The sequence below is a fragment of the Paenibacillus sp. 7523-1 genome (assembly GCF_002276415.1).
Taxonomy (GTDB): domain Bacteria; phylum Bacillota; class Bacilli; order Paenibacillales; family Paenibacillaceae; genus Paenibacillus; species Paenibacillus illinoisensis_A.
Window position 1 is genome coordinate 1 of the sequence record NZ_NPBR01000002.1, and the last position, 24673, is coordinate 24673.

At 45.4% G+C, this 24673-nt stretch carries 22 protein-coding genes and 1 pseudogene; 20 read left to right on the forward strand and 3 right to left on the reverse strand.

The window, feature by feature from the left end; genetic code table 11:
* From CHH60_RS00105 to CHH60_RS00135, 7 genes and pseudogenes are all read left to right on the forward strand, one after another.
* Positions 1-217 (forward strand): annotated as a pseudogene (locus CHH60_RS00105) (NADP-dependent phosphogluconate dehydrogenase); the annotation flags it as partial.
* 308 nt (positions 218-525) lie between these two features.
* On the forward strand, positions 526-1629 hold the full coding sequence (locus CHH60_RS00110; RefSeq protein ID WP_095357319.1) for a metallophosphoesterase: 1104 nt from the start codon (positions 526-528) through the stop codon (positions 1627-1629).
* 194 nt (positions 1630-1823) lie between these two features.
* Positions 1824-2237 carry a hypothetical protein gene (locus tag CHH60_RS00115; RefSeq protein ID WP_217989963.1) on the forward strand — a complete coding sequence of 138 codons (414 nt, stop codon included), beginning with the start codon at positions 1824-1826 and terminating at the stop codon, positions 2235-2237.
* A 306-nt stretch (positions 2238-2543) separates the two neighbouring features.
* Positions 2544-3386, forward strand: coding sequence for a BglG family transcription antiterminator LicT (gene licT / locus CHH60_RS00120; RefSeq protein WP_095357321.1), 843 nt, complete (start codon positions 2544-2546; stop codon positions 3384-3386).
* A 127-nt stretch (positions 3387-3513) separates the two neighbouring features.
* Complete coding sequence (locus CHH60_RS00125) at positions 3514-5433, forward strand: beta-glucoside-specific PTS transporter subunit IIABC (protein WP_095357322.1); 1920 nt, start codon at positions 3514-3516, stop codon at positions 5431-5433.
* 30 nt (positions 5434-5463) lie between these two features.
* The gene (locus CHH60_RS00130) at positions 5464-6927 is read left to right on the forward strand and encodes a glycoside hydrolase family 1 protein (RefSeq protein ID WP_095357323.1); all 1464 of its coding nucleotides are present in this window, start codon (positions 5464-5466) and stop codon (positions 6925-6927) included.
* A 135-nt stretch (positions 6928-7062) separates the two neighbouring features.
* A complete protein-coding gene (locus CHH60_RS00135) occupies positions 7063-7629 on the forward strand; it encodes a 5' nucleotidase, NT5C type (RefSeq protein ID WP_095357324.1) in 567 nt (188 codons plus the stop codon).
* A gap of 29 nt (positions 7630-7658) precedes the next feature.
* Here CHH60_RS00135 and CHH60_RS00140 read toward each other — a convergent pair whose 3' ends face one another.
* On the reverse strand, positions 7659-8528 hold the full coding sequence (locus tag CHH60_RS00140) for an AraC family transcriptional regulator (protein WP_095357325.1): 870 nt from the start codon (positions 8526-8528) through the stop codon (positions 7659-7661).
* 137 nt (positions 8529-8665) lie between these two features.
* Between CHH60_RS00140 and CHH60_RS00145 the strand changes: the two genes are divergently transcribed.
* The 9 genes from CHH60_RS00145 (at position 8666) to CHH60_RS00185 (ending at position 19945) form a co-directional block, all read left to right on the forward strand.
* Positions 8666-11359: an alpha-L-rhamnosidase gene (locus CHH60_RS00145; protein ID WP_095357326.1), complete on the forward strand. Its 2694-nt coding sequence runs from the start codon at positions 8666-8668 to the stop codon at positions 11357-11359.
* Between the two features lie 117 nt (positions 11360-11476).
* On the forward strand, positions 11477-12010 hold the full coding sequence (locus tag CHH60_RS00150; protein ID WP_095357327.1) for a GNAT family N-acetyltransferase: 534 nt from the start codon (positions 11477-11479) through the stop codon (positions 12008-12010).
* A gap of 139 nt (positions 12011-12149) precedes the next feature.
* Positions 12150-13238, forward strand: coding sequence for an acyltransferase (locus CHH60_RS00155; protein ID WP_095357328.1), 1089 nt, complete (start codon positions 12150-12152; stop codon positions 13236-13238).
* Positions 13239-13393: 155 nt separating this feature from the next.
* Positions 13394-13954, forward strand: a complete 561-nt coding sequence (locus tag CHH60_RS00160) for an AAA family ATPase (protein WP_095357576.1) — start codon at positions 13394-13396, stop codon at positions 13952-13954.
* A gap of 48 nt (positions 13955-14002) precedes the next feature.
* Complete coding sequence (locus CHH60_RS00165) at positions 14003-14638, forward strand: pyridoxamine 5'-phosphate oxidase family protein (protein ID WP_095357577.1); 636 nt, start codon at positions 14003-14005, stop codon at positions 14636-14638.
* A gap of 30 nt (positions 14639-14668) precedes the next feature.
* On the forward strand, positions 14669-14974 hold the full coding sequence (locus tag CHH60_RS00170; RefSeq protein WP_095357329.1) for a hypothetical protein: 306 nt from the start codon (positions 14669-14671) through the stop codon (positions 14972-14974).
* Positions 14975-15354: 380 nt separating this feature from the next.
* Entirely contained in the window at positions 15355-16194 is an 840-nt protein-coding gene (gene licT, locus CHH60_RS00175) for a BglG family transcription antiterminator LicT (protein WP_095357330.1), read from the forward strand.
* Between the two features lie 355 nt (positions 16195-16549).
* Positions 16550-18472, forward strand: coding sequence for a beta-glucoside-specific PTS transporter subunit IIABC (locus CHH60_RS00180; RefSeq protein ID WP_095357331.1), 1923 nt, complete (start codon positions 16550-16552; stop codon positions 18470-18472).
* Between the two features lie 30 nt (positions 18473-18502).
* The gene (locus CHH60_RS00185; protein ID WP_095357332.1) at positions 18503-19945 is read left to right on the forward strand and encodes a 6-phospho-beta-glucosidase; all 1443 of its coding nucleotides are present in this window, start codon (positions 18503-18505) and stop codon (positions 19943-19945) included.
* Between the two features lie 134 nt (positions 19946-20079).
* On the opposite strand, the gene CHH60_RS00190 is transcribed toward CHH60_RS00185, so the two are convergent.
* The gene (locus CHH60_RS00190; RefSeq protein WP_095357333.1) at positions 20080-21240 is read right to left on the reverse strand and encodes a S8 family peptidase; all 1161 of its coding nucleotides are present in this window, start codon (positions 21238-21240) and stop codon (positions 20080-20082) included.
* A gap of 240 nt (positions 21241-21480) precedes the next feature.
* Here CHH60_RS00190 and CHH60_RS00195 point away from each other — a divergent pair, with 240 nt between their 5' ends.
* From CHH60_RS00195 to CHH60_RS00210, 4 genes are all read left to right on the forward strand, one after another.
* Complete coding sequence (locus CHH60_RS00195) at positions 21481-21984, forward strand: GNAT family N-acetyltransferase (protein ID WP_255247751.1); 504 nt, start codon at positions 21481-21483, stop codon at positions 21982-21984.
* 102 nt (positions 21985-22086) lie between these two features.
* Positions 22087-22545, forward strand: coding sequence for an SMI1/KNR4 family protein (locus CHH60_RS00200; protein ID WP_095357335.1), 459 nt, complete (start codon positions 22087-22089; stop codon positions 22543-22545).
* 118 nt (positions 22546-22663) lie between these two features.
* Positions 22664-23524 (forward strand): Cof-type HAD-IIB family hydrolase, encoded by an 861-nt coding sequence (locus CHH60_RS00205; RefSeq protein ID WP_095357336.1) that lies wholly within the window; start codon positions 22664-22666, stop codon positions 23522-23524.
* 121 nt (positions 23525-23645) lie between these two features.
* Positions 23646-23828: a YjfB family protein gene (locus CHH60_RS00210; RefSeq protein WP_095357337.1), complete on the forward strand. Its 183-nt coding sequence runs from the start codon at positions 23646-23648 to the stop codon at positions 23826-23828.
* Positions 23829-23926: 98 nt separating this feature from the next.
* Here CHH60_RS00210 and CHH60_RS00215 read toward each other — a convergent pair whose 3' ends face one another.
* A complete protein-coding gene (locus CHH60_RS00215) occupies positions 23927-24616 on the reverse strand; it encodes a hypothetical protein (RefSeq protein WP_255247752.1) in 690 nt (229 codons plus the stop codon).
* Positions 24617-24673: the final 57 nt, after the last annotated feature.

The window sequence follows — 24673 nt, forward strand, 5'->3', positions numbered from 1 at the left end:
TCAGGATGCTTGGCGTGAAGTTGTAGCAGCTGCTGTAAAACAAGGTATTCCGGTACCTGGCTTCTCCAGTGCGCTTTCCTACTACGACAGCTACCGTACAGAGCGTTTGCCTGCAAACTTGCTGCAAGCGCAGCGTGACTACTTCGGAGCCCACACCTTCAAACGTGTGGACAAAGAAGGTTCATTCCACTTCCAATGGATGGATACAAACGAGTAAGATCTGTTGATTCAAGTGTACTGAATAGAACAAGCAAGCATGCTTGCATCGCTTAGAAGTGTTATATTCTAGGCGAATGCAGGCATGTTTTTTTATTTTAACTAGGTACCATACTACTCCATATTATTGATTGTGAATGGCTGGAATTTAAGTATTCCCAAATTGTAATAAAATGTACGTATCTATGCTGGTGAAGGTGATGCCTGGACCCTGCAAACTGCGTTATACTGGTTCAGACAGACTACTAGTTATCGTTTGTTAGGTGTAAATTCAGCAATCAACTTACTGACGTGGAGGTTAACCGGAGCATGTTCGTATTGGCAGGCATTTTGTTTTTGGTGGTTTACGGTTTATTGGTGTTCTACATAGGCTGGAGCGGCTGGAGCTGGATGAAGCCCGTCGTGTCGGCCAGATTTCGATGGTTCTATATTGTTGCCCTAGTATTTCTTGCAGTTTCATTCATTCTGGCCCGGCTGTTTGGAAGTATATCCTTCTTAAGTGTGATTGGTTCCTACTGGCTAGCGATTTTCTCATTGCTGCTGCTGATCTTGCCAGTGATCCATTTAACGTTGTGGCTACTCCGATTAACACGGATTCCCAGACATCACACGCAGAAGTGGGCGGGTGTAGTTACTTTGGTGTTACTTCTCTCTACGATGGCATACGGGATCTACAATGCGTATAGTCCGGTCGTGAGAGAGTACAGTATTCAGATTGATAAAAAGGTGGAAGGGATCGACAGTCTTAACATTGTTATGGCTGCCGACATGCATTTTGGACTTCTATCAGGCCCGGCACATGCCAAGCGCATGGTGGAGGAAATTAACGCTTTGAAGCCTGATCTGGTCCTCTATCCCGGTGATCTTATCGATGACAATCTGGATATGTACCTGAATAGCGGCATCGCAGATATTATCAGTGGTATTGAGGCACCTTACGGAGTATACGCTTCATTGGGCAATCATGACAAGTTTGACGGTCCGATTGAAGATCTGATTGCTGCGCTGGAGAAGAGCAATATGCAGGTTCTCTACGATGATAAGGTCATATTGGACGACAAAATCACCTTGATCGGACGGAAAGACAGAACCGAAAACGATCGTGCCGAAGTGGCAACGTTGATGCAGGATACCGACCTCAGCAAGCCGGTGCTGATGATGGATCATCAGCCGTATGATCTGGATATTGCAGAGCAGAATCATGTGGATCTGGTTGTGTCCGGTCACACCCACCGTGGCCAGATTGCACCAGCTCAATTCATCACGCAGGCGATCTACGAGAACGATTGGGGTTACTTGCAAAAAGGTTCGATGCATTCCATTGTGACCTCGGGTTATGGCTTCTGGGGACCGCCAATCCGCACGAGCAGTCGCTCTGAAATTGTTCAGATTCATGTGACCTTCCAACAATAATAGTAAAAGGCCCTTCCTTGGAAGGGTCTTTTTTTATGGAAGTGTCTTTGCTTAAGCAAACCAAAACCATCTAACCTGTGTTTATATAAATAGAGCTTATTTACTTCGGAAATTAGGATATTAACATTCAATACTTCTAAGAAAGAGATGATCAGTTGAACACAAAAAGACATTCCCGGATACGAAATCGATTCGTGCTCGTTATTGGTCTGATGTTGGTTGTATTGGCTGGCTATCTCTACTGGATTAGAGACCAGTCCCAGATTTCTGAAGTTGCTTTTGAGACGATTGAACTTGCTCAGGCACCACCTGAGGTCATGGAGGTAATTGAAGAAAAAGCCAGAAAATTTGAAGTGTTAGCTGCTGAGCATGAGGGGTGGATTTACGTCTATTATGGCATTGATGAGGGGGATTACAAAACAATAGACATGAACATATTGGATACATATAAACAATATGTAGTACAAATTACCATAAGAAATGCAGATAATGATCAGTGGATAAACAGCTACAAGCTCGTACGATTTAAACGATTAGATAACAAGTCATTAATAACTGAAGTGACCGACAGAACCCAATTTGTGAGGCAGGTACAAGTTGATAATTGAAAATAGGTTTCGCACCACCATTCGATGGCAATACTTCATAGGGTCTGTTGGTCTAACTGGTGAAATACCTGATAGAAAGTAAATAGCTAAGATTAAAGCCCTAATAAAAAAAGAGATTTTATATGCAATAAACCGATGTAAATAAGACAGTGGTAGCATTTTTGGTTGACACCGTTTTCAGGTTGTGATAAATTATACCCGAGGCTTGTTACCGGTAATGCGGGCAAAACCACTATGGAAATGATTTTATTATTTCTATTTTGGTTTTGCCCTTTTTTAATCCTCAAAAAAAACGGGTGGTCCAAAATGATTATTAAACAGATATTTAATAACAATATTGTCAGTACCGTGGATGACAAAAATCAGGAACTGCTGATCCTCGGCCGGGGTATCGGGTTTAAGTTCAAGGTCGGTGATGAGATTGATGAGGAACGGATAGAGAAAGTGTTCCGTCTTCAGGATGCATCGATCTATGAGAAATTCAAGTCCATCGTCACTGAAGTGCCGATTGAAATTCTGCAGGCAACGGATGATATCGTAACGCTGGCACGTACGCAACTGAATAAAACCATCAGTGACGGGATCTATGTCTCGTTGTCGGATCACATTCATTTTGCTGTCCAGCGTATGGAAAAGGGCATGATCACAAGGAATCCGCTTTCCTGGGAAGTACAGCACTTTTACAAGGCGGAGTACGATGTCGCCCGAGAAGCGCTCACGCTACTGAAGGAAAGACTGGATATTGATTTTCCCAAAGATGAGGTTTGCAATATTGCACTGCATTTCATTAATGCGGAAGTCAATGATTCCATGAATGATGTGACTCATCTTATGCAGCTGCTTCAGGAAATCATGAACATTATCAAATACCACTTCAATGTCGAATTGGATGAAGATAGCGTTAACTATTTTCGTTTCATCACACATTTGAAATACTTCTGCCAGAGAGTCATCACGCATTCAACTCATGATGATGCAGAGGAGTATTTATACGAGGTGGTTCGGAAAAACTATCCGGAAACCTTCAAGTGTATCGGCAAGATCGAAACGTTTATCCATAAGAATTATCAATACGACATGACACACTCAGAGCAGTTATATCTCACGCTCCATCTGGAGCGGTTAATGAAAACCAAGCGAGAGAATTAGATTTTAACTGAATATCCCATGGGCTTGTTACTGTTCAATCAGGCAATACCCGAATGAAATGACGCGCACATGACGTGTCGTATTCGTTCGGGTATTTTTTATTGGAAAATATGAGGAGGAAAACATCATGAACCATCAGGAAACGGCACAGGAGATTATCAAAGCCGTTGGGGGCACAAATAATATCAACTCGGTGTACCACTGTATTACCCGTCTTCGCTTTGAATTGAAAGACAATGACAAAGTGGATAACGGTACACTCAAGAAGCTGGACAAGGTCATGGGGACCAACATCTCCGGCGACCAATTCCAGGTCATTATAGGTAATGATGTACCAAAAGTGTTTGATGCGATGGTCAAAGAACATCCAGCACTGCAGCAGAGCCCCGAAAAGAAAGAGACCAAGTCGGACAACAAAAAAAATGTAATTCTTAAAATATTCGAAACGATTGCAGGCGTATTTGCACCTATGCTGCCAGCGATCACCGCTGCAGGTATGCTCAAAGGTTTGCTTGCCCTGTTTGTATCTCTCGGCTGGATGTCAGCAGGAACGGATACCTATCGCATTCTCTCAGCCATCGGTGATGGCGTCTTCCATTACCTGCCACTGCTGATTGCAGTGAGTGCTGCCCGCAAGTTCGGCAGTAATCCGTTTGTTGCGATTGCATTAGGTACGGCGTTGATGTATCCGGATATGAGCACACTGCTCTCCAGCGGCGAATCCGTTGCTTTTATCGGCATTCCGGTAACGGCAGTAAGCTACGCATCATCGGTTATACCGATCTTGCTGGCTGTATGGCTCATGTCCTATGTCGAGAAGTGGGTTGACCGCGTAATTCCGGCTGCTTTGAAGCTGCTGCTTGTTCCGTTGATTACTTTGCTTGTTATGGTTCCGGTTACGCTGATCGCGATCGGTCCATTGGGCACATTCGTTGGTAATGGATTGTCCGGGGGTATTAACTGGCTGCTGAATGAAGGCGGATTGATTGCTGGTATCGTACTTGGCGGTGCAATGGCGCTGATTATTATGACTGGTATGCACTATGCACTTGTTCCGATTATCCTGAGCAACATTGCTACACTGGGCTTTGATAAATTCTTGCCGCTGACGTATATCTCCAATATGGGTCAAGCCGGTGCAACTCTCGGTGTATTTTTCCGGGCAAAAGACAAAAAGCTCAAAACCGTTGCATTATCGACCAGCTTTACAGCCCTCATGGGTGTAACTGAACCGGCAATGTACGGGGTAAACATGAAATACAAAAAGCCATTTGCTGCAGCGATGATCGGTAGTGCTGTAGGTGGCGGATTCGCACTGGCCTTTGGTGCCAAAGCTTATGTACTTGCGGGTAACGGCGGACTTCCTGGACTGCCTTCCCTGATTGGACAAACGTTCTGGTATTCCCTGATTGGTATGATTCTTGCCTTCGTGGTAGGTGCGATTATGTCCACGGTATTCGGAATTAAGGAAGAAGAAGGAGACGCAGAAGCGCTCGCTCAATTCTCCCCTGGTGCTTCTTCTACGCCAGCAGCAGCGCCTTCTAATGAGGCTGCAGCGGTGAACGTGGACGACATGGGTGCACCAACGCCAACAAGTGATGCGGTTGCTGTGGCTCCGATGACAGGAAAAGCAATCCCGCTGAAAGAAGTCAATGATCCAACGTTTGGCGATGAATTAATGGGTAAAGGTGTTGCGTTTGTTCCAAGCGTGGGCGAGCTCGTATCTCCAGTAACAGGAACGGTTATGAATGTGTTCAAAACGAAACATGCGATCGTTGTACGCAGTGATAACGGCATGGAACTCCTGATCCACGTGGGAATCAATACAGTCAAGCTGCGCGGACAATATTTTGAATCCCATGTTGCAGCCGGAACTCGCGTACAGGCCGGAGACAAGCTGCTTTCCTTTGAACTCGATCAAATTGCGAAAGAATATGACATTACAACAGCCATGGTTGTTACGAACACGGCGGACTACAAAGACATCCAACCAGTAAACTTGGGTGAAATCACGATGGGGCAAGAGGTATTGAAAGCCCAAATTTAATCTTAATCAACGAGAAGAGGAGAGATACGCATGATTAATCGACAAGGATTTCCGGAAGGTTTTCTGTGGGGCGGCGCCATTGCCGCCAATCAGGCTGAAGGTGGATTCGATGCAGGTGGCAAAGGCTGGTCCACGGCGGACATGGTTCCTTATTTTGAGAAAAAAGACTACACCAATCTAAGAGAACTCATGCATGTGACGACTGCAACCGTTGAGAAAGCGATGTCCCACCATAGTGCGGAGGGATATCCGAAACGCTACGGCATTGATTTTTATCACCGCTTCAAAGAGGATATTGCGCTATTCGCTGAGCTTGGTTTCAAGACATTTCGTCTATCGATCAACTGGCCGCGTATTTTCCCGAACGGCTATGATGCAGAACCTAATGAAGAAGGACTGCGCTTCTATGACGAAGTATTCGATGAACTGCGCAAGCACAACATTGAACCACTCGTAACACTTTCTCATTATGAAATGCCAATGGCACTGGTACTGAAATATAACGGCTGGGCTGGCCGGGAAGTCATTGGTCATTTTGTGAGATATGCTGAAACGGTAATGACCCGTTATAAAGACAAGGTTAAATATTGGCTGACATTTAATGAAATCAACACAACCATTATTGAGCCGTTCACAGGTGGAGGCATTATCGAAGACCGTGTAGATAACGTGATGCAGGCTTCGTATCAAGCGCTTCATCACCAATTCGTTGCGAGCAGTCTGGTTACGGAAAAAGCACGTCAGATCAATCCGAACTTCCAGATTGGCTGCATGCTTGCTCGTATGATTCACTATCCGGCCACTTCGAGACCAGAAGATGTATTACAGGCTCAGATTGATAATCAGCTGAATCTGCTGCATACCGATGTTCAGGTTCGCGGAAGCTATCCAACCTTCATGGCTCGTTACTGGGCAGACCACGGAATTTCCATTATGATGGAACCAGGGGATGAAGAGATATTGAAGAAGCACACAGTCGACTTCATCTCGTTCAGTTATTACACGTCCTTGGTGTCTGCTGTAAATCCTGAGGAATATGGAGTCACTGGAGGCAATCTGTACAGCACCATTAAAAACCCGAATCTGGAGCGCACAGAATGGGGCTGGCAGCTTGATCCGATTGGACTTCGCGTGGCACTCAAAGAGCTGTATGACCGTTATCAATTACCGTTATTTGTCGTGGAGAACGGACTTGGTGCCAAGGATACGGTTGAGGCTGATGGTTCCATTAACGATGATTACCGGATTGACTACCTGAGAAAACATATTACGCAAATGAAGGAAGCCGTCATGGATGGTGTGGACCTCATGGGTTACACAAACTGGGGAGCGATCGACATCATTAGTGCATCCACTTCCGAAATGTCCAAGCGTTATGGCGTAATCTACGTCGATCAGGACGACAACGGACATGGTACATTGAACCGTTATAAGAAAAAAAGCTTTGGCTGGTATCAAAAAGTCATTGCTTCAAACGGTGAAGATTTGGCTTAATTCATAATGGCAGCCCCAGGCGCAGCAGATAAGCAGCGCAGGGGGCGCCTTTTTTTATCCATAGGGGAGATGGTAAAAAGAATAGCTTCATGACACCCGGGGTGATATACTTTGTTCGTACTGGGGAGGGATAACATGAAAAAACCAATCATTGCTGTAGACATGGATGATACGATCTGTCATCTGGTCCGGCGAGCCATTTACCACAACAACATCAACTTCCCGACCCATCCACTGCGTTATGAAGATATGACTCATTGGGATACGTCTCACTTGCGTCATCCGGAGAGCACTCATGATGTTTTTTATGGTCGGCCGGGACTATTTGAGGAATTGGAGCTGTACGACGAGTACGTTGTGGATGAAATGCAGAAGCTGAATGAAGCTTATGATGTTATTATTGTGACGGCAGCAGACCCGAAGACCGTGGTGGAAAAGTGGAACTGGCTTCAGCGCCATATGCCCTTTATCACGGCGGAGCAGTTTATCACATGCAAACGGAAAAATTTGATTAACTTTGACTTGTTAATTGATGACGGAGCACATAATTTGATTCCGGCTTGGAAAGCGGGAAAGAAAGTCATTTGTATCCCTCATCCGTGGAATGGGAGTGAGCGGGAACAGTATCCGTTTCCCTTGATGTCCAGTTGGAAAGGTGCCAAGGCATACATAGATGACTTGTTTGAGACTGCAAGTGGCTAGTCAAAGTACCAAAAGGAAAGTCCAGGACTTCAGGTTCTGGACCTTTTGCGGTATGTCAGTGGAGTTTCCCCTGTAATTCGTTTGAAAACGGTGTAGAATGTATCTACATCCCGGTAGCCGACAAGCTCGGCGATGAGGCTAACTTTATGCTGTGAACTCTTCAGGAGTTCACGGCTTTTTTGTATGCGCAGGTGCTGAAGGTACGAGCTGAACGTCTGTCCCGTATTGCTCAAGAACATGCGGCCAATTTGCTTTTCGCTCCAACCTGATTGGTGAGATAGATCACTCATGCGAATGCGCATGCCAAGATGCTGATTCAGATATTGAAGGATGTATTCAAAATCGGAAGAGTGCCCATGTTCACCTTGCCTTTTCTGATGCAGCTGTCTGTAAGTCGTTACGATAAGCTGGCAAACGAGTGTGAATAACATACTGGAAGAACCGATTCCCGCAACGGAGGTTTCACGGTAGAGCTTCACCAGCAACTCTTCAATCTGACGATTCTGATCACCGATGGATATATAAGAGACCTCATTGTTGGCCAAATCGATCAGGTGGCTTCGAATGTCCTCTTCCTGGATGGCGAGGGACAGTTTATGTATCAGCTCTGTATGGAACAGACAGTTATATATGATCAGCGGATGCTCTGAGACATTGGAGGATGATGGACGAAATACATGGGGAACGCCGACCGGGATGACAAACAGCATGCCTTTTTGAACCGGGACAATGTCCTGAGCAATGTGATGGAAACCCGCGCCTTCCGCAACATAACTGTATTCCAAGAAATCATGGGCATGAAAAGGGAGGTTGAAGTCCTCGGTACATCTATTCACAAAGAGCTGCAGTTCGGAGTTGAAGAAGAGTTCACTTTTTAACAGGTGTACTGATGCGTTCATGGCTTCACCTCCTTATGGTTATGGCCGAATTACCGGGTTAAATAGTCCTCTTTACCGGGTATTTCCTTGAGCGGGATCAGTATAATTATAGCGTAAGCCTGTATTGGAAACCACGATGGAAAGGAATGTTTATCCCTATGTTGACCATCAATCATCTTCGTTGCGAGTATAAAGTAAATCCGATTGGACTGGATGTCAAATCACCCAGATTAAGCTGGCAATTGCAGTCGGACCAGCGAAACTGCGTTCAATCCGCCTATCAAATTCAATTGTCTCTAACGGATGGCCATGAACAGACCGTGTGGGATTCCGGAAAAGTTATCTCCGATCAGTCCATTCATGTGGAACTGGCTGGTTGGGAGCCTCAGGCACGAACCCGGTATTATTATCGCATTCGTGTCTGGGACGCTGCTGAAGAGCAATCTGCCTGGTCAGCAGCAGCGTTCTTCGAAATGGGACTGATGGACAGCAAGAATGCTTGGCAGGCTGATTGGATTACGTCAAGGCCCGATGAGCATGATACGGCCTGTCCCCGCCTACGTACAACTTTTGAACTGAAACAAGAGGTAACTTGTGCAAGAATTTATGTAACAGCTCTTGGACTCTATGAACTGCACCTGAATAACAAGAGAGTGGGTCAGGATTATTTTACGCCCGGATGGACCAGTTATGGTAAGCGGTTGCAATACCAGGTGTATGATGTCACTGATCTTCTTCAAGCAGGGGGGAATATTCTAGGTGCATATCTGGGTGACGGTTGGTATAAAGGTCATTTGGGATGGAATAAAGAAAAGAGGATATTCGGAGATCAAGCAGCTTTACTGCTGGAACTCCATATTCACTACGCGGATGGAACGGTAGAAACCATTCTGTCTAATGGAGACTGGAAGACGGCGAGCAGTGCCATCCGTATGTCTGATATTTACATGGGGGAGACCTACGATGCACGCTTGGAGACGGATTGGACAGATAACACTTCAACCCGTTGGTCACCTGTGGATGTACTGGAATATACCAAGGATATTATCGTTGCTCAGGAGAATGTACCTGTTACCAGGGTGCAGGAGCTCGAGCCTATCGCTTTGATCACAACCCCACAGGGAGACCTTGTGCTGGACATGGGGCAAAATATGGTGGGATGGGTGAAATTCAACATCGAGGGTGAACAAGGGCATACCGTTGAGTTAAGACACGCTGAGATTTTGGATCATGAGGGTAATTTTTATACCGAGAATCTGCGCGGAGCAGCGCAGTCTATTCGATATACCTTAAAAGGTGAAGGGGTTGAGTCATATGAACCCCATTTCACATTTCAGGGATTCCGTTATGTTAAGCTCATCGGTTTCGCGGAATCCATAAATCTAGATGACTTTAGGGGAGTCGTGCTGCATTCCGATATGGAGCGAACAAGTGATTTCCAATGCTCCAGCCCGCTTGTAAACCAGCTTCATCATAATATACTCTGGGGACAAAAAGGGAATTTTCTTGACGTACCGACAGACTGTCCACAGCGGGATGAACGTCTTGGTTGGACCGGCGACGCCCAGATGTTTATTCGGACAGCTTCATATCTAATGAACACGGGTCCCTTCTTCACGAAATGGCTGCGGGATCTTCAGGCAGATCAGGGCGAGGACGGCGGTATTCCTTTTTTCGTTCCGGATCTAAGAAGTTCAACTTCAGAGGGCTGGGGAGATACCAGTCATTCCTCGGCTGCTTGGGGCGATGCAGCGGTTATCTGTCCCTGGACCATTTACGAGATGTATGGGGATGTCAGACTGCTTGCCGAGCAATATGATAGCATGAAACGTTGGGTTTATTATATTCATGAGCAAGGTAACAATCCATACTTATGGAATACGGGATTTCACTTCGGAGACTGGCTGGGACTTGATTCCAAGCCGGACAGCTATATTGGTGCCACGGACAAGGATTTTGTGGCAACTGCGTTCTATGCCTATTCGGTCTCACTCGTGAGAAAGGCGGCCGCAGTTCTTGAGCAGGGCGAAGATGAAGCATACTATGCAAAGCTGCATGAACATATTGTAACGGCCTTCCGTGAGGAATTTGTTACGCCTGCGGGGAAATTGGCGGTTCCTACACAGACAGCTCATGTTCTTGCCCTGCATTTTGAATTACTGGATGCTAAGGCAAGACAGCGGGCTATCGATCAACTGGGAAAACTGGTTGCAGATGCAGGGAATCATCTGACAACCGGTTTTGTGGGCACGCCATACCTGAATCCGGTACTTAGCGAAACGGGTCATCATGATCTAGCTTACACGCTGCTCTTTCAGGAAGACTATCCATCCTGGCTGTATCAGGTAACGAAAGGGGCCACGACCGTCTGGGAACATTGGGACGGGATAAAAGAAGATGGAAGCCTATGGAGTGCAGACATGAATTCATTCAACCATTATGCGTACGGTGCCATTGGAGAGTGGCTTTACCGTTATGTTGCAGGCATCCGTTCCGATGAGAAATCTCCGGGCTTCCATGTTGTGCATATTGAGCCGCAGCCTGGTCCGGGTCTGGATTGGGTGGAAGCAAGTCTTGATACGATGTATGGACGTGTGGGTTCAAGCTGGTATCGCAGGAAAAACAATGAGATGGAAGTGCACGTAACCATTCCCGCAAATGTAACTGGTACCGTTGTTTTGCCGGGTGCAAGCCTTCAGACAGTTATGGAGGGCGGTCTTCCTTTGCACAAGGTGCCTCTTCTTCAGGGTGTTCAAACGATAGAATCTCACGTGAAGATTGATTTGGGATCGGGAAGTTACCATTTCACATACAAGTGTGTGGAGGAATCGGAGCCCGTAACCATAAAGTAATATAGATAGAGGAATATAAGAACTGTGAAAGGAGCTGCTGGAGCTGCATTAATGCAGCTCCTTCTTCATTTTTATTTAATGTAATTGTAGAATTAGGGAAAGGAGAGTGTACTTCGTATGACAAAAGAACAAGTCAGACTCGTTAGACCATCGATTGTTTATAAAGAAGCATACATGGCATTTTATCAGGATTGGCTACAAAGTGGAGAATTAATGGTGCCTTGGGTTATTGCAAAAGATCCAAGTGATTTTGAAGGAATGATAGCCTCTCTTCATCGAAGTGAACAAGGAATTGACATTCCGGAAGGGTGGGTCAAGGATAGTACATACTGGCTTGTAACAGAGACCGGCAAGATGGTTGGTGCCGTAAATATCAGGCATGAGCTTACAGACAAACTATTGAACAGTGGTGGACATATCGGCTATGGAATTCGTCCAGATGAGCGTCGGAACCATTATGGTTCACAGATCCTTGAGCTGAGCCTGGTTAAGGCTAGGGAGCTTGGAATTACCAAAGTGCTGGTTGTGTGTGACGCCCATAATATCGCTTCCAAAAAAGTCATTCTTCGTAATGGGGGAGTGCAGGATCAACATTATGTTGAGCCAGATGGTAACGTAGTGGAGCGATTCTGGATTGATAATGTCGAATAATGTTGAATGCGGGTGTGAATTGACGAAAATAATATGGATAACGATTGTATAACCCTCTCAGGCTGATTACAATGAAGTGTAGAATCTGGATTGCGGCCGGAAACTATCATCCCATATCAGTCATAAGTGAGGTTTTATCATGAATCAACCGGTTAATCGGCCCCGGCGAATTGAATATCTGGATCTGTTTCGGGCTATTGCCATCATGGCGGTGGTTGCTATCCATGCAACATCCACAGCAGTTACACATTATCCCACTCATTCGCAGGGCTATGATTTTTATTTTTTCTGGAACAGTATACTGCAATTCGCGGTGCCTGCGTTTCTGTTTTTGTCCTCACTTGTTCTGTTCTACAATTATAATGCCAGGGTGAAGGAAACAGGGTGGATGTTCGCATTTTATAAAAAGCGTCTGCTCTATGTGTTTGTTCCTTATGTGATGTGGTCATTCATTTATTTTGGGGTCAAACAGGAGCTGGCACATCATGATCCAATGTCTCATTTTACGTTTTTTCTTAAACAATTACTCACAGGAACAGCCCATACGCACTTATACTTTTTTCTTATTATTCTTCAGTTTTATGCGGTGTTTCCGTTACTTTTATCACTAACCCGGTTTCGTTTATTTAAGCGTTATCTGCCCTTATTCTTCATTGCAGCTCAGGCTGTCTTTTATGTGCTGCATCTTCAGTTTCACTTCGAACGAATGGGAAGTCTACTGCCGAGTTACTTGATCGTTATTGGGTTTGGCGCATGGATTGGCCTGAACTTTAACGTTTCTCTGGAGAAACTGCGTTCATACCGCTATGTCTTAATTTTGGCCTTTTTAAGCGGAGCTTTTATATCTATATATGGCAGTGTCTACATAAAAACATCCTTAACTGCAATTCCAATCATGCAGTATACCTTGCTGTTTTTGTTCCGGAATTTGTTTACACTTTCTGCATGTTTGTTATTGCTGATGGGATGTGAACGAATAGCGGCAAAAAAGCGGGATCGAGCACATCGGATTCATCGTCTCTTCGACTCACTGGGTACAGTGGCCTTCGGAGTATTCTTGATGCACCCATTAGTATTGTTATTCTGGAGACGGGAGTTCTCGGTGGAAATGGCCCGGCATTTTAGTTTTGGCATACTACTGTCATACGTCGTTGCCCTGCTGCTCTCTTGGTTGATAGCGATTGGATTACGGCGAATAAAATGGGGCTGGGCGCTGATTGGGCGATAAATTTGAATATTATTTTTAAAGAAATGAATGAGATTCTAAGGCTCCTGATGAAAAAAGGGGAAACTTGAATCTCTTTTTTATTTGCTTTTAAAGAGGTATTATGGATGAATGTCCAGAAAATTCAAATCATTTATATCCAAATGAGGAGTGATGGGATGAAGTTTGTCATCATTTTTGGTCCACAAGCGGTCGGGAAGATGACCGTCGGCCAGGAACTGGAGAAGATCACGGAACTGAAGTTGTTTCATAATCACATGACGATTGAGCTGGTATCTCCCTATTTCAGTTATGGTACACCTCAAGGTAAACGACTGGTGAGTCTGTTTCGCCAGGAAATTTTTGAAGAAGTGGCGAAGAGCAATCTTCCCGGCTTGATCTTTACATACGTGTGGGCGTTTGATTCTAAAGAGGATGCAGAATATATCCGTAAAATCAGTGAGCTGTTCACTGCTCATGGCGGACAGGTGTGTTATGTCGAATTGGAGGCAGATATGCCGGAGCGATTGAAACGTAACCGGAGTCCTCACCGGCTGCTGCATAAGGCAACGAAGCGAAACGTAGAATGGTCCGAACAGGATTTGCTAGATAGCATGAACAAACACCAACTGAACTCAGTCCCGGGAGAATTTACACATGAGCACTACATTCGAATCAATAACACACATAAAAGTCCTGAAGAGGTGGCAGAAGCCATCAAGAAAAGATTTGATCTATAATCAGCTAATCACCAAGATATGTAGAAGGATAGAAAGGACGTGTACATTTTGACCAATAACATATTTAAAGACATCGTAACATCGGAGGACGTTCTTCGAGAAATCTGCGGTTCACCGGGAGAATTGGTGAAGAATAAATCGATTGCCTATCTGGATGAGCATTGTCAGCAATTCATTGCCCGTTCTGGCCTGCTCTTTATGTCAACCAGTGATCGTTCTGGCTCTTGTGATGTATCTCCCCGGGGGGACGGAATAGGATTTGTGCACATCGTCGATCAGCATCATCTGGTCATTCCGGAACGGCCGGGCAACAGGCGTTTTGACTCGCTGTTGAACATTTTGTCCAATCCGCACATTGGATTGATTTTTGTTATTCCTGGACTTGAAGAGACACTGCGTATCAATGGCAGAGCGATAATAATTCGGGATACGGACATGATGACGCAAATGCAGGCGCAGGGCAAAACACCCAAACTAGGTATCGCTGTAACGGTAGAAGAGTGCTATATGCATTGTGGCAAAGCCTTTAAACGTTCGCACACATGGGAACCTGAGAACTGGCTCGCCAAGGAGGAATTACCCAAACCAGCACGTATTATCGCTGCGAATGCTAGTAAATTAGGTGTTACGGAGGACGATGTCGTCCGTTCTTTACAAGAATCGTATGAGAAGCGATTGTATTAATATTTGCAAGGTCTAAGGAGTTGAATCATAGTGTTTGTATTAGTCTTGATGGTTGCAGGAGCTATTGTTAGTCTTTTGGTGCCGTACGGCACTGTCATCGTCATTGGCATTATACTCGGTCTTGTGGTGGATAATTATCGAAATACGTTGTATGTTCGTGAGGACATTCGTGCGATTAAAAATCATTTGGGGCTGATGAACAATAAGGAATCAAAAGAGTACGAATTCGATAAAGAGTTCAAGCAAGTGGATCAACTTAATTCCGATGAGATGAGTGTGATCAACAAGAGGATTGAAGCTGAGCTGGAGAAGGAAAATAGAAATAAGAAAAACTAGGCGTGCGCGCCCGTTTCGCCCTGCAATTTAATGCAAAAGAGTGCTAGTTCTCCTCGGGTCGGTAAACATTTGACGTTCTCTCATTAACCGTGAATGGTATGGAATATTGTCTATAGTTGATTGAAAATTAGGTGAATTGTGATCTTCATTTTTGGGCGTATTTTTTTAATTCAAGAGGAATTAATGCAAATGCTTCAAGAACATACGAGAGAGACTGAATAAAATAAAACAGATGGAACCAAATTAAATTTATTGTTGCACATTGTAGAAAATTGTAATACCATGAACGCACATATCGTAGATATTGAAGTTGAAAAGGGCAGACCTATGACCTCGTTGAAGGTATGGCTTGTCTTTTTCTGTATATTGGGGTGGATAAAGTGAAAATCGAGAAGGTGCTGAACAATAATGCTGTAGTTGCCATTCAGGATGGGCGCGAAGTCATCGTCATTGGCCGAGGAATAGCTTTTCAGAAGCGGGCAGGTGATCGGGTCTCCGAGGAGCATATTGACAAGATCTTTACTTTGCAGAATGAAGATATCCAGGAAAACTTCAAAACATTAATCGCCAGCATACCGCTGGAATACATGAAAGTTTCCGAAGAGATCATCGCGTATGCCAAACTGAAATTGGGCAAAAAATTGAATGACAGCATCTATCTCCATCTGACAGATCATATCCATTTCGCCATTGAGCGATATCGCAAGAACCTGCCTATACGAAATGGACTACTGTGGGAAACGAAACAGTTGTACAAGGATGAATACGAAGTGGGACTCGAGGCCCTCAACATGATTTGTGATCAATTTGGTGTCCTGTTACCGGAAGATGAAGCCGGATTTATGGCATTACATTTTGTAAATGCAGCACTTAACGAAGAAATGCCGAATATTCGGAGCATGACGCAGGTGATGCAAGAGGTGCTGACGATCATCAAGTACCATTTCAAAATGGATTTTGACGAGAACTCGCTGAACTATTACCGATTTGTGACACATCTGAAATTTTTTGCCCAACGTCTTGTCAAAGGAAAGCACTATAAAAATAACAATGATGATGAATTGTTTGAATTGATCCAGAAGAAGTATCCCGAAGCGCACAAGTGCTCCGAAAAAATCAAAAAATTTATTGAAAATAACTACACGTATCAACTTACTAACGAGGAAATGATGTATCTGTCGATTCATATTGAACGCGTGGTGCACGCAACTTCAGAGTAGTTCGATTAAACCAAAATATTCCACTAAAAAAGCGCTTGCAAAAGATCAGAAGTTATACTATTATAAATCCATAAAGTAAGCGCATACAAAATCGGATTGTAACTGTTCAATCAGGCAATGCCGATCACTCCAGGTCAGTAGACTGGTTGCAACTTACTTTAAGATGAAGTTGTTGAAGTAACAACCGAATATCGCTGTGTACAGCCTTACAGGGTTGCAACCATTAAGGGCAAAACCTGAATTGCTGAATAACACGACTTGTTTCCGGATCATCCGGCGCGTTGTGTATGTTCAGTAGTTCAGGTTTTCTTTGTTTCACAAGCATGGGGAGTCTACTTAGAGAGGGAGAATAACTATGAATTACGATCAACTGGCCAAAGACATCCTATCCCGTGTAGGTGGTTCTGGAAACGTGAACAGCGTTTTCCACTGTGTAACCAGATTACGCTTTAAACTGAAAAATGAAAGCGTTGCTAAAACAGAAGAGATTAAAAATCTGCCTGGCGTTATTACGGTTATGCAGAGTGGTGGACAATATCAGGTAGTCATCGGCAATGAAGTGCCGGATGTATATAAAGCGATTGTGAAGGTGGGCAACTTGCCGACAGAAGGTCAGGTTGAAGAGACGAAGGATGAATCGGGGAAAAAAGTAGGATTGTTCAGCCGATTTATCGATATGATCTCGGGAGTCTTCACTCCACTTCTCGGCTTGCTTGCTGCAACAGGGATGATCAAAGGGTTTACAGCCATGTTTCTATCCTTCGGCTGGTTGACGGACATATCCGGAACGTACCATTTGCTGAATGCAACGGGTGACTGTCTGTTCTACTTCTTCCCGGTATTCCTTGGTTATACGGCTATCAAGAAGTTTGGCGGCTCACCGTTCCTGGGTATGGCCATCGGGGCTACACTGGTTTATCCTACGCTGTCCGGTTTGACTGCGGGAGATCCATTGTACACGCTATTCGCGGGTACGTTGTTTGAATCACCGATTCATATTACGTTCCTGGGTATTCCAGTGATCCTGATGAACTATTCATCTTCGGTAATTCCAATTATTATTGCTACATTCTTTGCCGTTAAGGTCGAAAGATTCTTCAAAAATGTTATTCCTAAAGTGGTTAGTACATTCCTTGTTCCATTCTTTACACTGCTTGTTATCGTTCCGGCAACGTTCCTTGTGATTGGTCCAGTATCCACTTGGGCTGGACAGTTGATAGGTGCAGGAGCAACCGGGATCTATGATCTGAGCCCACTTCTTACAGGACTTATCATTGGAGGTCTGTGGCAGGTGTTCGTACTGTTCGGTCTTCACTGGGGTCTGGTTCCAGTCATGCTTCTGAACCTCAGTACGTCCGGAGCGGATCCGGTGGTTGCCATGTCGTTCGCTGCCTCTTTTGCTCAGATTGGTGCGGTACTTGCCGTAATGTTGAGAACTAAAAATGCCAAACTGAAATCTTTGAGTATTCCGGCCTTCATCTCAGGCATCTTCGGTGTAACCGAGCCGGCAATCTATGGTGTGACCCTTCCATTGAAAAAACCGTTTATCATGAGCTGTATTGCTGGTGGTATTGGCGGCGCCATACTGGGATTCTTCGGTTCGAAAATGTACATGTTTGGCGGCCTTGGCGTATTCGGTTATCCGACCTTCATTAACCCGGCTACAGGTGTTGATTCTTCATTCTACATGGCACTTGTTGCAACAGCCGTTGCGTTCATACTTGGTTTCGTTCTTACGTATGTAGTTGGTTTCAAGGAAGCTGCTGCACCGGTATCAGCTCCGGCAGCTGCACAAGCACCTGCACTCGATCCCAATCCGAACAGCAAATACGAAATCTTTAGTCCAATGGCTGGCGAAGTTATTCAATTGAAAGAAATTAACGACATTACGTTTGCTGGTGAGCATATGGGTAAAGGCATTGCGATTCGACCAACAAGTGGCCGAGTGGTATCTCCAATCACAGGTGTTGTACAAACGGTTTACCGCACAAAGCATGCCATTGGACTTGTGACGGATGATGGTGTAGAGATGCTGATCCACATTGGACAAGATACGGTACAACTGAAAGGTCAACATTTTAATGCTCATGTGAAAGATGGTGACCGGGTCAACGTTGGAGATTTGATTATGGAGTTTGATCTGCAGGCCATCAAGGATGCCGGTTATGAGACGGTTACTCCCATTATTATTACGAATACTTCGAATTACCTGGATGTTGTGGGCACAGAGAATGCATCGGTGAACGAAAAAGACAAATTGCTGACTGTGCTGGGTTAAATCAAGTTTGGATGAATAGGAGGAGTGCTTATGTTTGAAAAGCCAACTTCCTTCCCGGAGAATTTTCTCTGGGGAGGAGCAACAGCAGCGAATCAGCTGGAGGGTGCCTACCTGGAAGGGGGGAAAGGATTGACTACGGTCGATCTGATCCCTACCGGGTCTAGGCGTTTCCCCATTGCGATGGGTAACCTGGATTCGTTCGAACCCAAGGAAGGTGAGTTCTACCCTTCTCATGAAGCCATTGATTTCTATCATCGGTACAAGCAAGACATAGCTTTATTTGCCGAAATGGGGTTCAAATGTTTAAGACTTTCGATCGCCTGGTCCCGGATCTTCCCGAACGGGGATGACGCCGAGCCCAATGAGGCAGGCCTGCAATTCTATGATGATGTCTTCGATGAATTGTTGAAATATTATATCGAACCGGTCGTTACCATTTGTCATTTTGATGTACCTGTACACCTCGTGCAAACATATGGCGGCTGGAAGGACCGCAAGATGATTGGATTTTTTGAAACCTATGCGAAGACGTTATTCCATCGATATAAGGACAAAGTGAAATACTGGATGACGTTTAACGAAATCAACATGCTTCTGCATCTACCTTATATTGGTGCAGGTATCGTCCTGCAAGAGAGGGAGGACAAGCAGCAGGTCCTGTATCAGGCGGCCCATCATGAACTGGTAGCCAGTGCACTTGCTGTTAAGGCGTGTCACGAGATGATACCCGGTGCACAGATCGGGTGTATGCTGGCGGCAGGTATGGTGTACCCCTACACTTCCAATCCGGAGGACGTATGGAAGGCGATGGAGCAGGATCGCGAATCATTTTTCTTCATTGATGTTCAATCCAAGGGGGCATACCCGGGCTACACGAAGCGTTTCTTCAGAGAAAACGGGATTCATATCGAGATGCAGCCAGAAGATGCCGACCTTCTTAAGCAGAATACGGTGGACTATATTGGCTTTAGCTATTATGCCAGCCGCTGCACAAGCACCGATCCGGAGATTTTGAAGGATTCAACCGAGGGCAACGTATTTGGTTCCGTGAAAAACCCTTATCTTGATGCATCGGAATGGGGATGGACCATTGACCCGAAAGGTCTGCGCATTACCTGCAATCAGCTGCACGACCGCTACGGCAAGCCATTATTCATTGTGGAAAATGGTCTTGGTGCTACGGATGTATTGCTGGATAATGACACGGTGGAGGATGATTATCGCATTGACTACCTGGACCGTCATTTTGCCGAGATGGCAGAAGCCATTCAGGACGGAGTCGAGATCATTGGATATACGAGCTGGGGCCCGATTGATTTGGTCAGTGCAGGTACAGGAGAAATGAAGAAACGTTATGGTTACATCTATGTAGACCGAAACAATGACGGCACGGGTTCGCTGAGAAGGGTGAAAAAGAAAAGCTTCCACTGGTACAAGGACGTCATTGCTACTCAAGGTGCACAATACTTCTAAGTTCTGTCCAGTAAGTGAAATTCAGAAAAAGGGAGGAGCAGTCCTGTGCTACACACAGTTCTGCTCCTGTTTTGTTCAATTGAACAGAACTTTGGGAAGTTCACTTTTATATGTCCATCTAAGAGAAAAACCAATTAAGGGACTTGCAGACTCCGTTGTGCATTTAGCCTGCCATACTGCCAATAGACCCCGGAACCGGATACGGGATCGGAGGCAAAGCACAATGCATCGCGGATCTGGGCATTGGTTTTGCCTTGGGCAGCAAGCAAGGCAGCTACACCTGCCACCTGTGGTGCTGCCATTGATGTTCCGCTCATATATGCGTACGAGCTGCCGAGATAAGTCGACAGTATGCTGTCACCCGGAGCGGCCATATCAACCCATGAACCATAGTTGGAGAAATTGGATTTCAGATCGGAAGGATTGGTGGAAGCGACGGCAATCACATTGGGGTAGGAAGCGGGCACGATTGGATAGGAAGTATTGTCATTGCCTGCAGCAGCAATAATGACTGCCCCGCGGTCCCAGGCATACTGTACCGCAGCTTGCAAGAAGGCATCGCCGACAGGTCCGCCCAGACTCAAATTAACCACTTGTATACCGTTATTGGCAGCATAGACCAGCCCGTTGCCGACATTGCCCATGGTTCCCACCCCGCTATCATCCAGAACACGAATGGGTACGATGGACGCAAGCGGAGCAACGCCAGCGATGCCAGCTCCATTATTCGTGACGGAAGCCGCAATTCCGGCCACATGTGTGCCGTGTCCGTTTCCATCCTCGGGAATGGCGTCATAGCTGACATAGTCATAACCTGGAAGGAGCTTGCTGGCAAGCTCGGGGTGGTTTAGCTGCACTCCGGTATCAATAATGGCAATTTTGATGGAGCTGTTGCTTTGGCTAATATCCCAAGCCGCAGGTGCGTTAATCTTTTGCAGGTTATTCTGATAAGGGAAGTAGGGGTCATTCGGGGTATAGGATGCCTGAACGAAGTAATTGGGTTCTACATGTTCAATGAGTTCATGATCCTTATAGTTCTTGAGCATGCGATGCATGATTCTGCTTGATTCTACCCGATACCAGCCGAGATCCTCATAAGTTTCGGCAACTTTGCATCTTCCTTTTTTATGCAGAGCGTGCATTTGATCTGCCGTAGTGCCGTCTTTAAATTTGATCAAGAGCTGCTTGGGAGCATGGGGATGAAACTTTCGCGTTTCAAGGATATCTTCTACGTAACGATATACAAATCCCAGCATGAGCAGAAATGCTGCAGAGATACCCAGCCATAGCCACATCGCTTTTTCCCCCTTGTGAGTTTGATTTGGTAACACGTCTTATCGTATGCAGAGTCTCTCAAATCGCGCGGGCTTTCTATCATTTTGGATAGGAGTGCAGCTAGATTGATAGAAGAAATTAATTTAGGTAAGATGATGGAAGAGAGTGAGCTCACCAAGAATGCGGGTTCGGGTAGCTGCTATAAGCCAAGCTCTAATCTATAGGATAGGAATGAAAATATTGTGACACAGCTTCAGACGGTGCCCAAGATAATGAAGGTTCAGCTCCATCAGATTGAGCAAGCTGTTGATTTTGCCATGCGTGTCCGCAGAGAAGTATTCCCAATGATGAATCATGAACAGATACCTGCGGATCTGATGCAATTTAGAGAACATTATATGGAGACAGCAGGTGGGGTCTTTCTTGTAGCCGTAACGGAGGAAGGGGGCATTGTAGGCTCCATCGGTACTTTGCCATATGATGGTCGGATTCAGGTGATCGAAGGTCGGTATCCGGATCAATCCGCAGCTGAAATTGTAAAATGTTATGTCGATCCTGCCTATCGCAGATACGGTATTGGTTCACTTTTGGTGAAAGAGCTGGAGCGTGTTGTAAGAGAAATGCCGTACACCATGTTATATCTACATACCCACCGTTTCTTGCCTGGGGCCGTGGATTTCTGGGAACGTCAAGGATTTACAATTGTGACCGAAGAGCAAAATGAGTGGCAAATTGTGCATATGGAGAAGCCAGCTGAGAAGTGATCTTTACTGTATAGAAGCTGGCAATGATCAAGTCAAAGCAAGCAAACGAGCACAGTTGGTAACGCTCAAATCGAAAACGCCTGAGATCGGAGAGATGTATCTATGTATACAAGTCTGATTGAAAAATTGAAGCATACCGAGGCTATACGCTGGTTCCCCAATCATCAGGTTCAGGAGAGCTGGATTATCGAAGTAGAACAGGAACTAGGCTTCGCATTGCCTCCTTCCTATCGCTGGTGGCTCCTGAATTATGGCCAGGCGATGTTAAGCGGCACAGAAATTCTAACCGTTGCGCCTCCAGAGGACCGAGAATATGCAGACACGGATATTCTGTACATATACCGGCTTGCTGATGAACAGGCGAAGCAGGAAGGCAAGTTGGAACTGTTTATTCCGGATGAGGACGAGTATTACTACTTTGATACACGAAACGCTGATGACCGTGGGGAATACAAGGTTATGCGGCTGGATTATTTTAATGGCGAGCCTGAAGTGTATGCGGACTCCTTCGCCGAATTTTTGGAGAAATTAATTGATCAACGAACCCCTCGGAATCCGTAATTTCACTATGCTGTTTATGTGCTAAGACCGGCCGGTTGGGAAATCATAAAGGAATAAGTGTTTTGGCATGAATGGATGGATACAACATGGCTTGAGACATAATGGGGGGCAGATTCAGATGAACACACGGACACGTAAGATAGTCTTTATCGATATTGATGGCACACTTGTGGATGATGATGGGAACATACCTGTTTCAGCTCAGAAGGCTTGCAGGCAGGCACGTGCCAATGGACATCTGCTTTATTTGTGCACAGGGCGTTCCAAGGCGGAGATCTATGATTCCATCTGGGACGTCGGATTCGTCGGTCTGATTGGTGCAGGTGGCGGATACGTGGAGTTTGGTGATGAAGTTCTATATCATAAAAAGGTAACGGCTGAAGATGTTCGTCATATGGTCGATTTTTTCAATGAACATCAGATTGATTTCTATCTGGAATCCAATTCGGCCCTCTATGCAAGTAGCAATCTTCAAACCCATCTCGAACGTCGCATATACGGTGATGTGGAGAATGATCCGACAGCCAGAGCGAAAAAGGAACAGAAGCCGCATCCCTTTATTACGGGTCTGACCTACGGTGAAGCCGACTTATATAAGGATGATGTCAATAAGGTTTGTTTTCTGGAAAGTGCTGTGGTTCCGTTCGAACGGATCAAGCAGGAATTTCAGGGCAAATTCGAGGTTATCCAGTGCACCGTACCTATCTTTGGAGAGGGAAGCGGGGAGCTCATGATTCCTGGCATTCACAAGGCAATTGCAATTGCGGATCTGCTGGAACACCTGGGCATGTCTCGGGAAGACACACTGGCCATCGGAGACGGCATGAATGATGCGGAGATGCTGGAATTTTGCAATATAGGCATTGCCATGGGCAATGCGAAGCCCGGTCTGAAAGCCATCGCTGATGACATTACTGAAACCATTGAGGAAGATGGGTTGTATCACAGTTTTGTGAAGTATGGCTTGATTCAGTCTTAACGTTCTTGAGATCTTCCCTCCTGAATCGGATCATGGCGTGCGTTAGATTACACAATTCCTGTGCACTATCCGATATATATTAGGTACGCTCATTTACTAGATACATAAAGGAGTGCAGAACATGGATATTGCAGCATTATCAATGGCCATGAGTCAAACGTCGCTGGCGCAGTCGGCGAGTTTGCAGGTGATGTCATTGTCGAAAAACATGGCAGAACAACAAGGTCAACAGCTTACGGAAATGTTAAAATCTGTTCCAGCCCCACATCCGAATCTGGGAAGTAGTCTGGATATTTCAGTTTAGACATTTTCTAAGAAATGCATGTTCAAAAACAATTGCAGCAAGCGAACCCAAACGGTTTCAATTCATCGAATTGAAGCTGTTTGGGTTGTTTTTTACGACTAGGAATGATGGAGGATCATACTTCCAAAAAGCTGACGGGCCTTCTCCCAATCCACACCGAGTTTACCTTGCCATCCGGCCCATGGCATCTCCATGTCGGAGCGGCCTTTCGTATTGCTGAGCAGTAATTCGGCATTCAGCAGTTCTTCGATATTGGTCCAATGATCAGGATGAAGGGAGAGAATCTGGTTTGGCAGAACCCCTACTCGGGATAAAGATTTCAATATGCCTCGGCGGATACCAGCCTGTCCTTTGATCAATTTCTCGGCTGTGAGCCGTTTCTCATATTTTCCCGGAGATTCCTCGCTCTCTGCCTGATCCAAACTATGGAGCAGTTGATTGAAGGTGTGAATGTCCTCTTCACTCGGTGTAATGGATTCATGTTCAAGCAGGGAAACTAGCTCTGTCAAATCAGCATATGTCCCTAAACTATTCGAGCTGTAATCGTGTCCCAAGTGAACGGCATAGCGAATAAAGGACAAATTATCCCATGATTCATTGCTGTTACGGCTTAAACCGCAGTATTTACAACAATGGAAATGTTTCGCTTCTTCATAAGCATGGTGCTGCATGTGAACCATCATATGATAGCTTCCAAGTGCAGATATGCCTCGGGGATAACTTCCACCAACACCCGCCACAAATGCATTGGTGACCGTGGTCCAGGATAGATGTTCATTTTGCTGCAAATCGATTAATTGTTGAATGATCTCGTCATGAGCAATTAGCTCCAGATCATTAGGAAC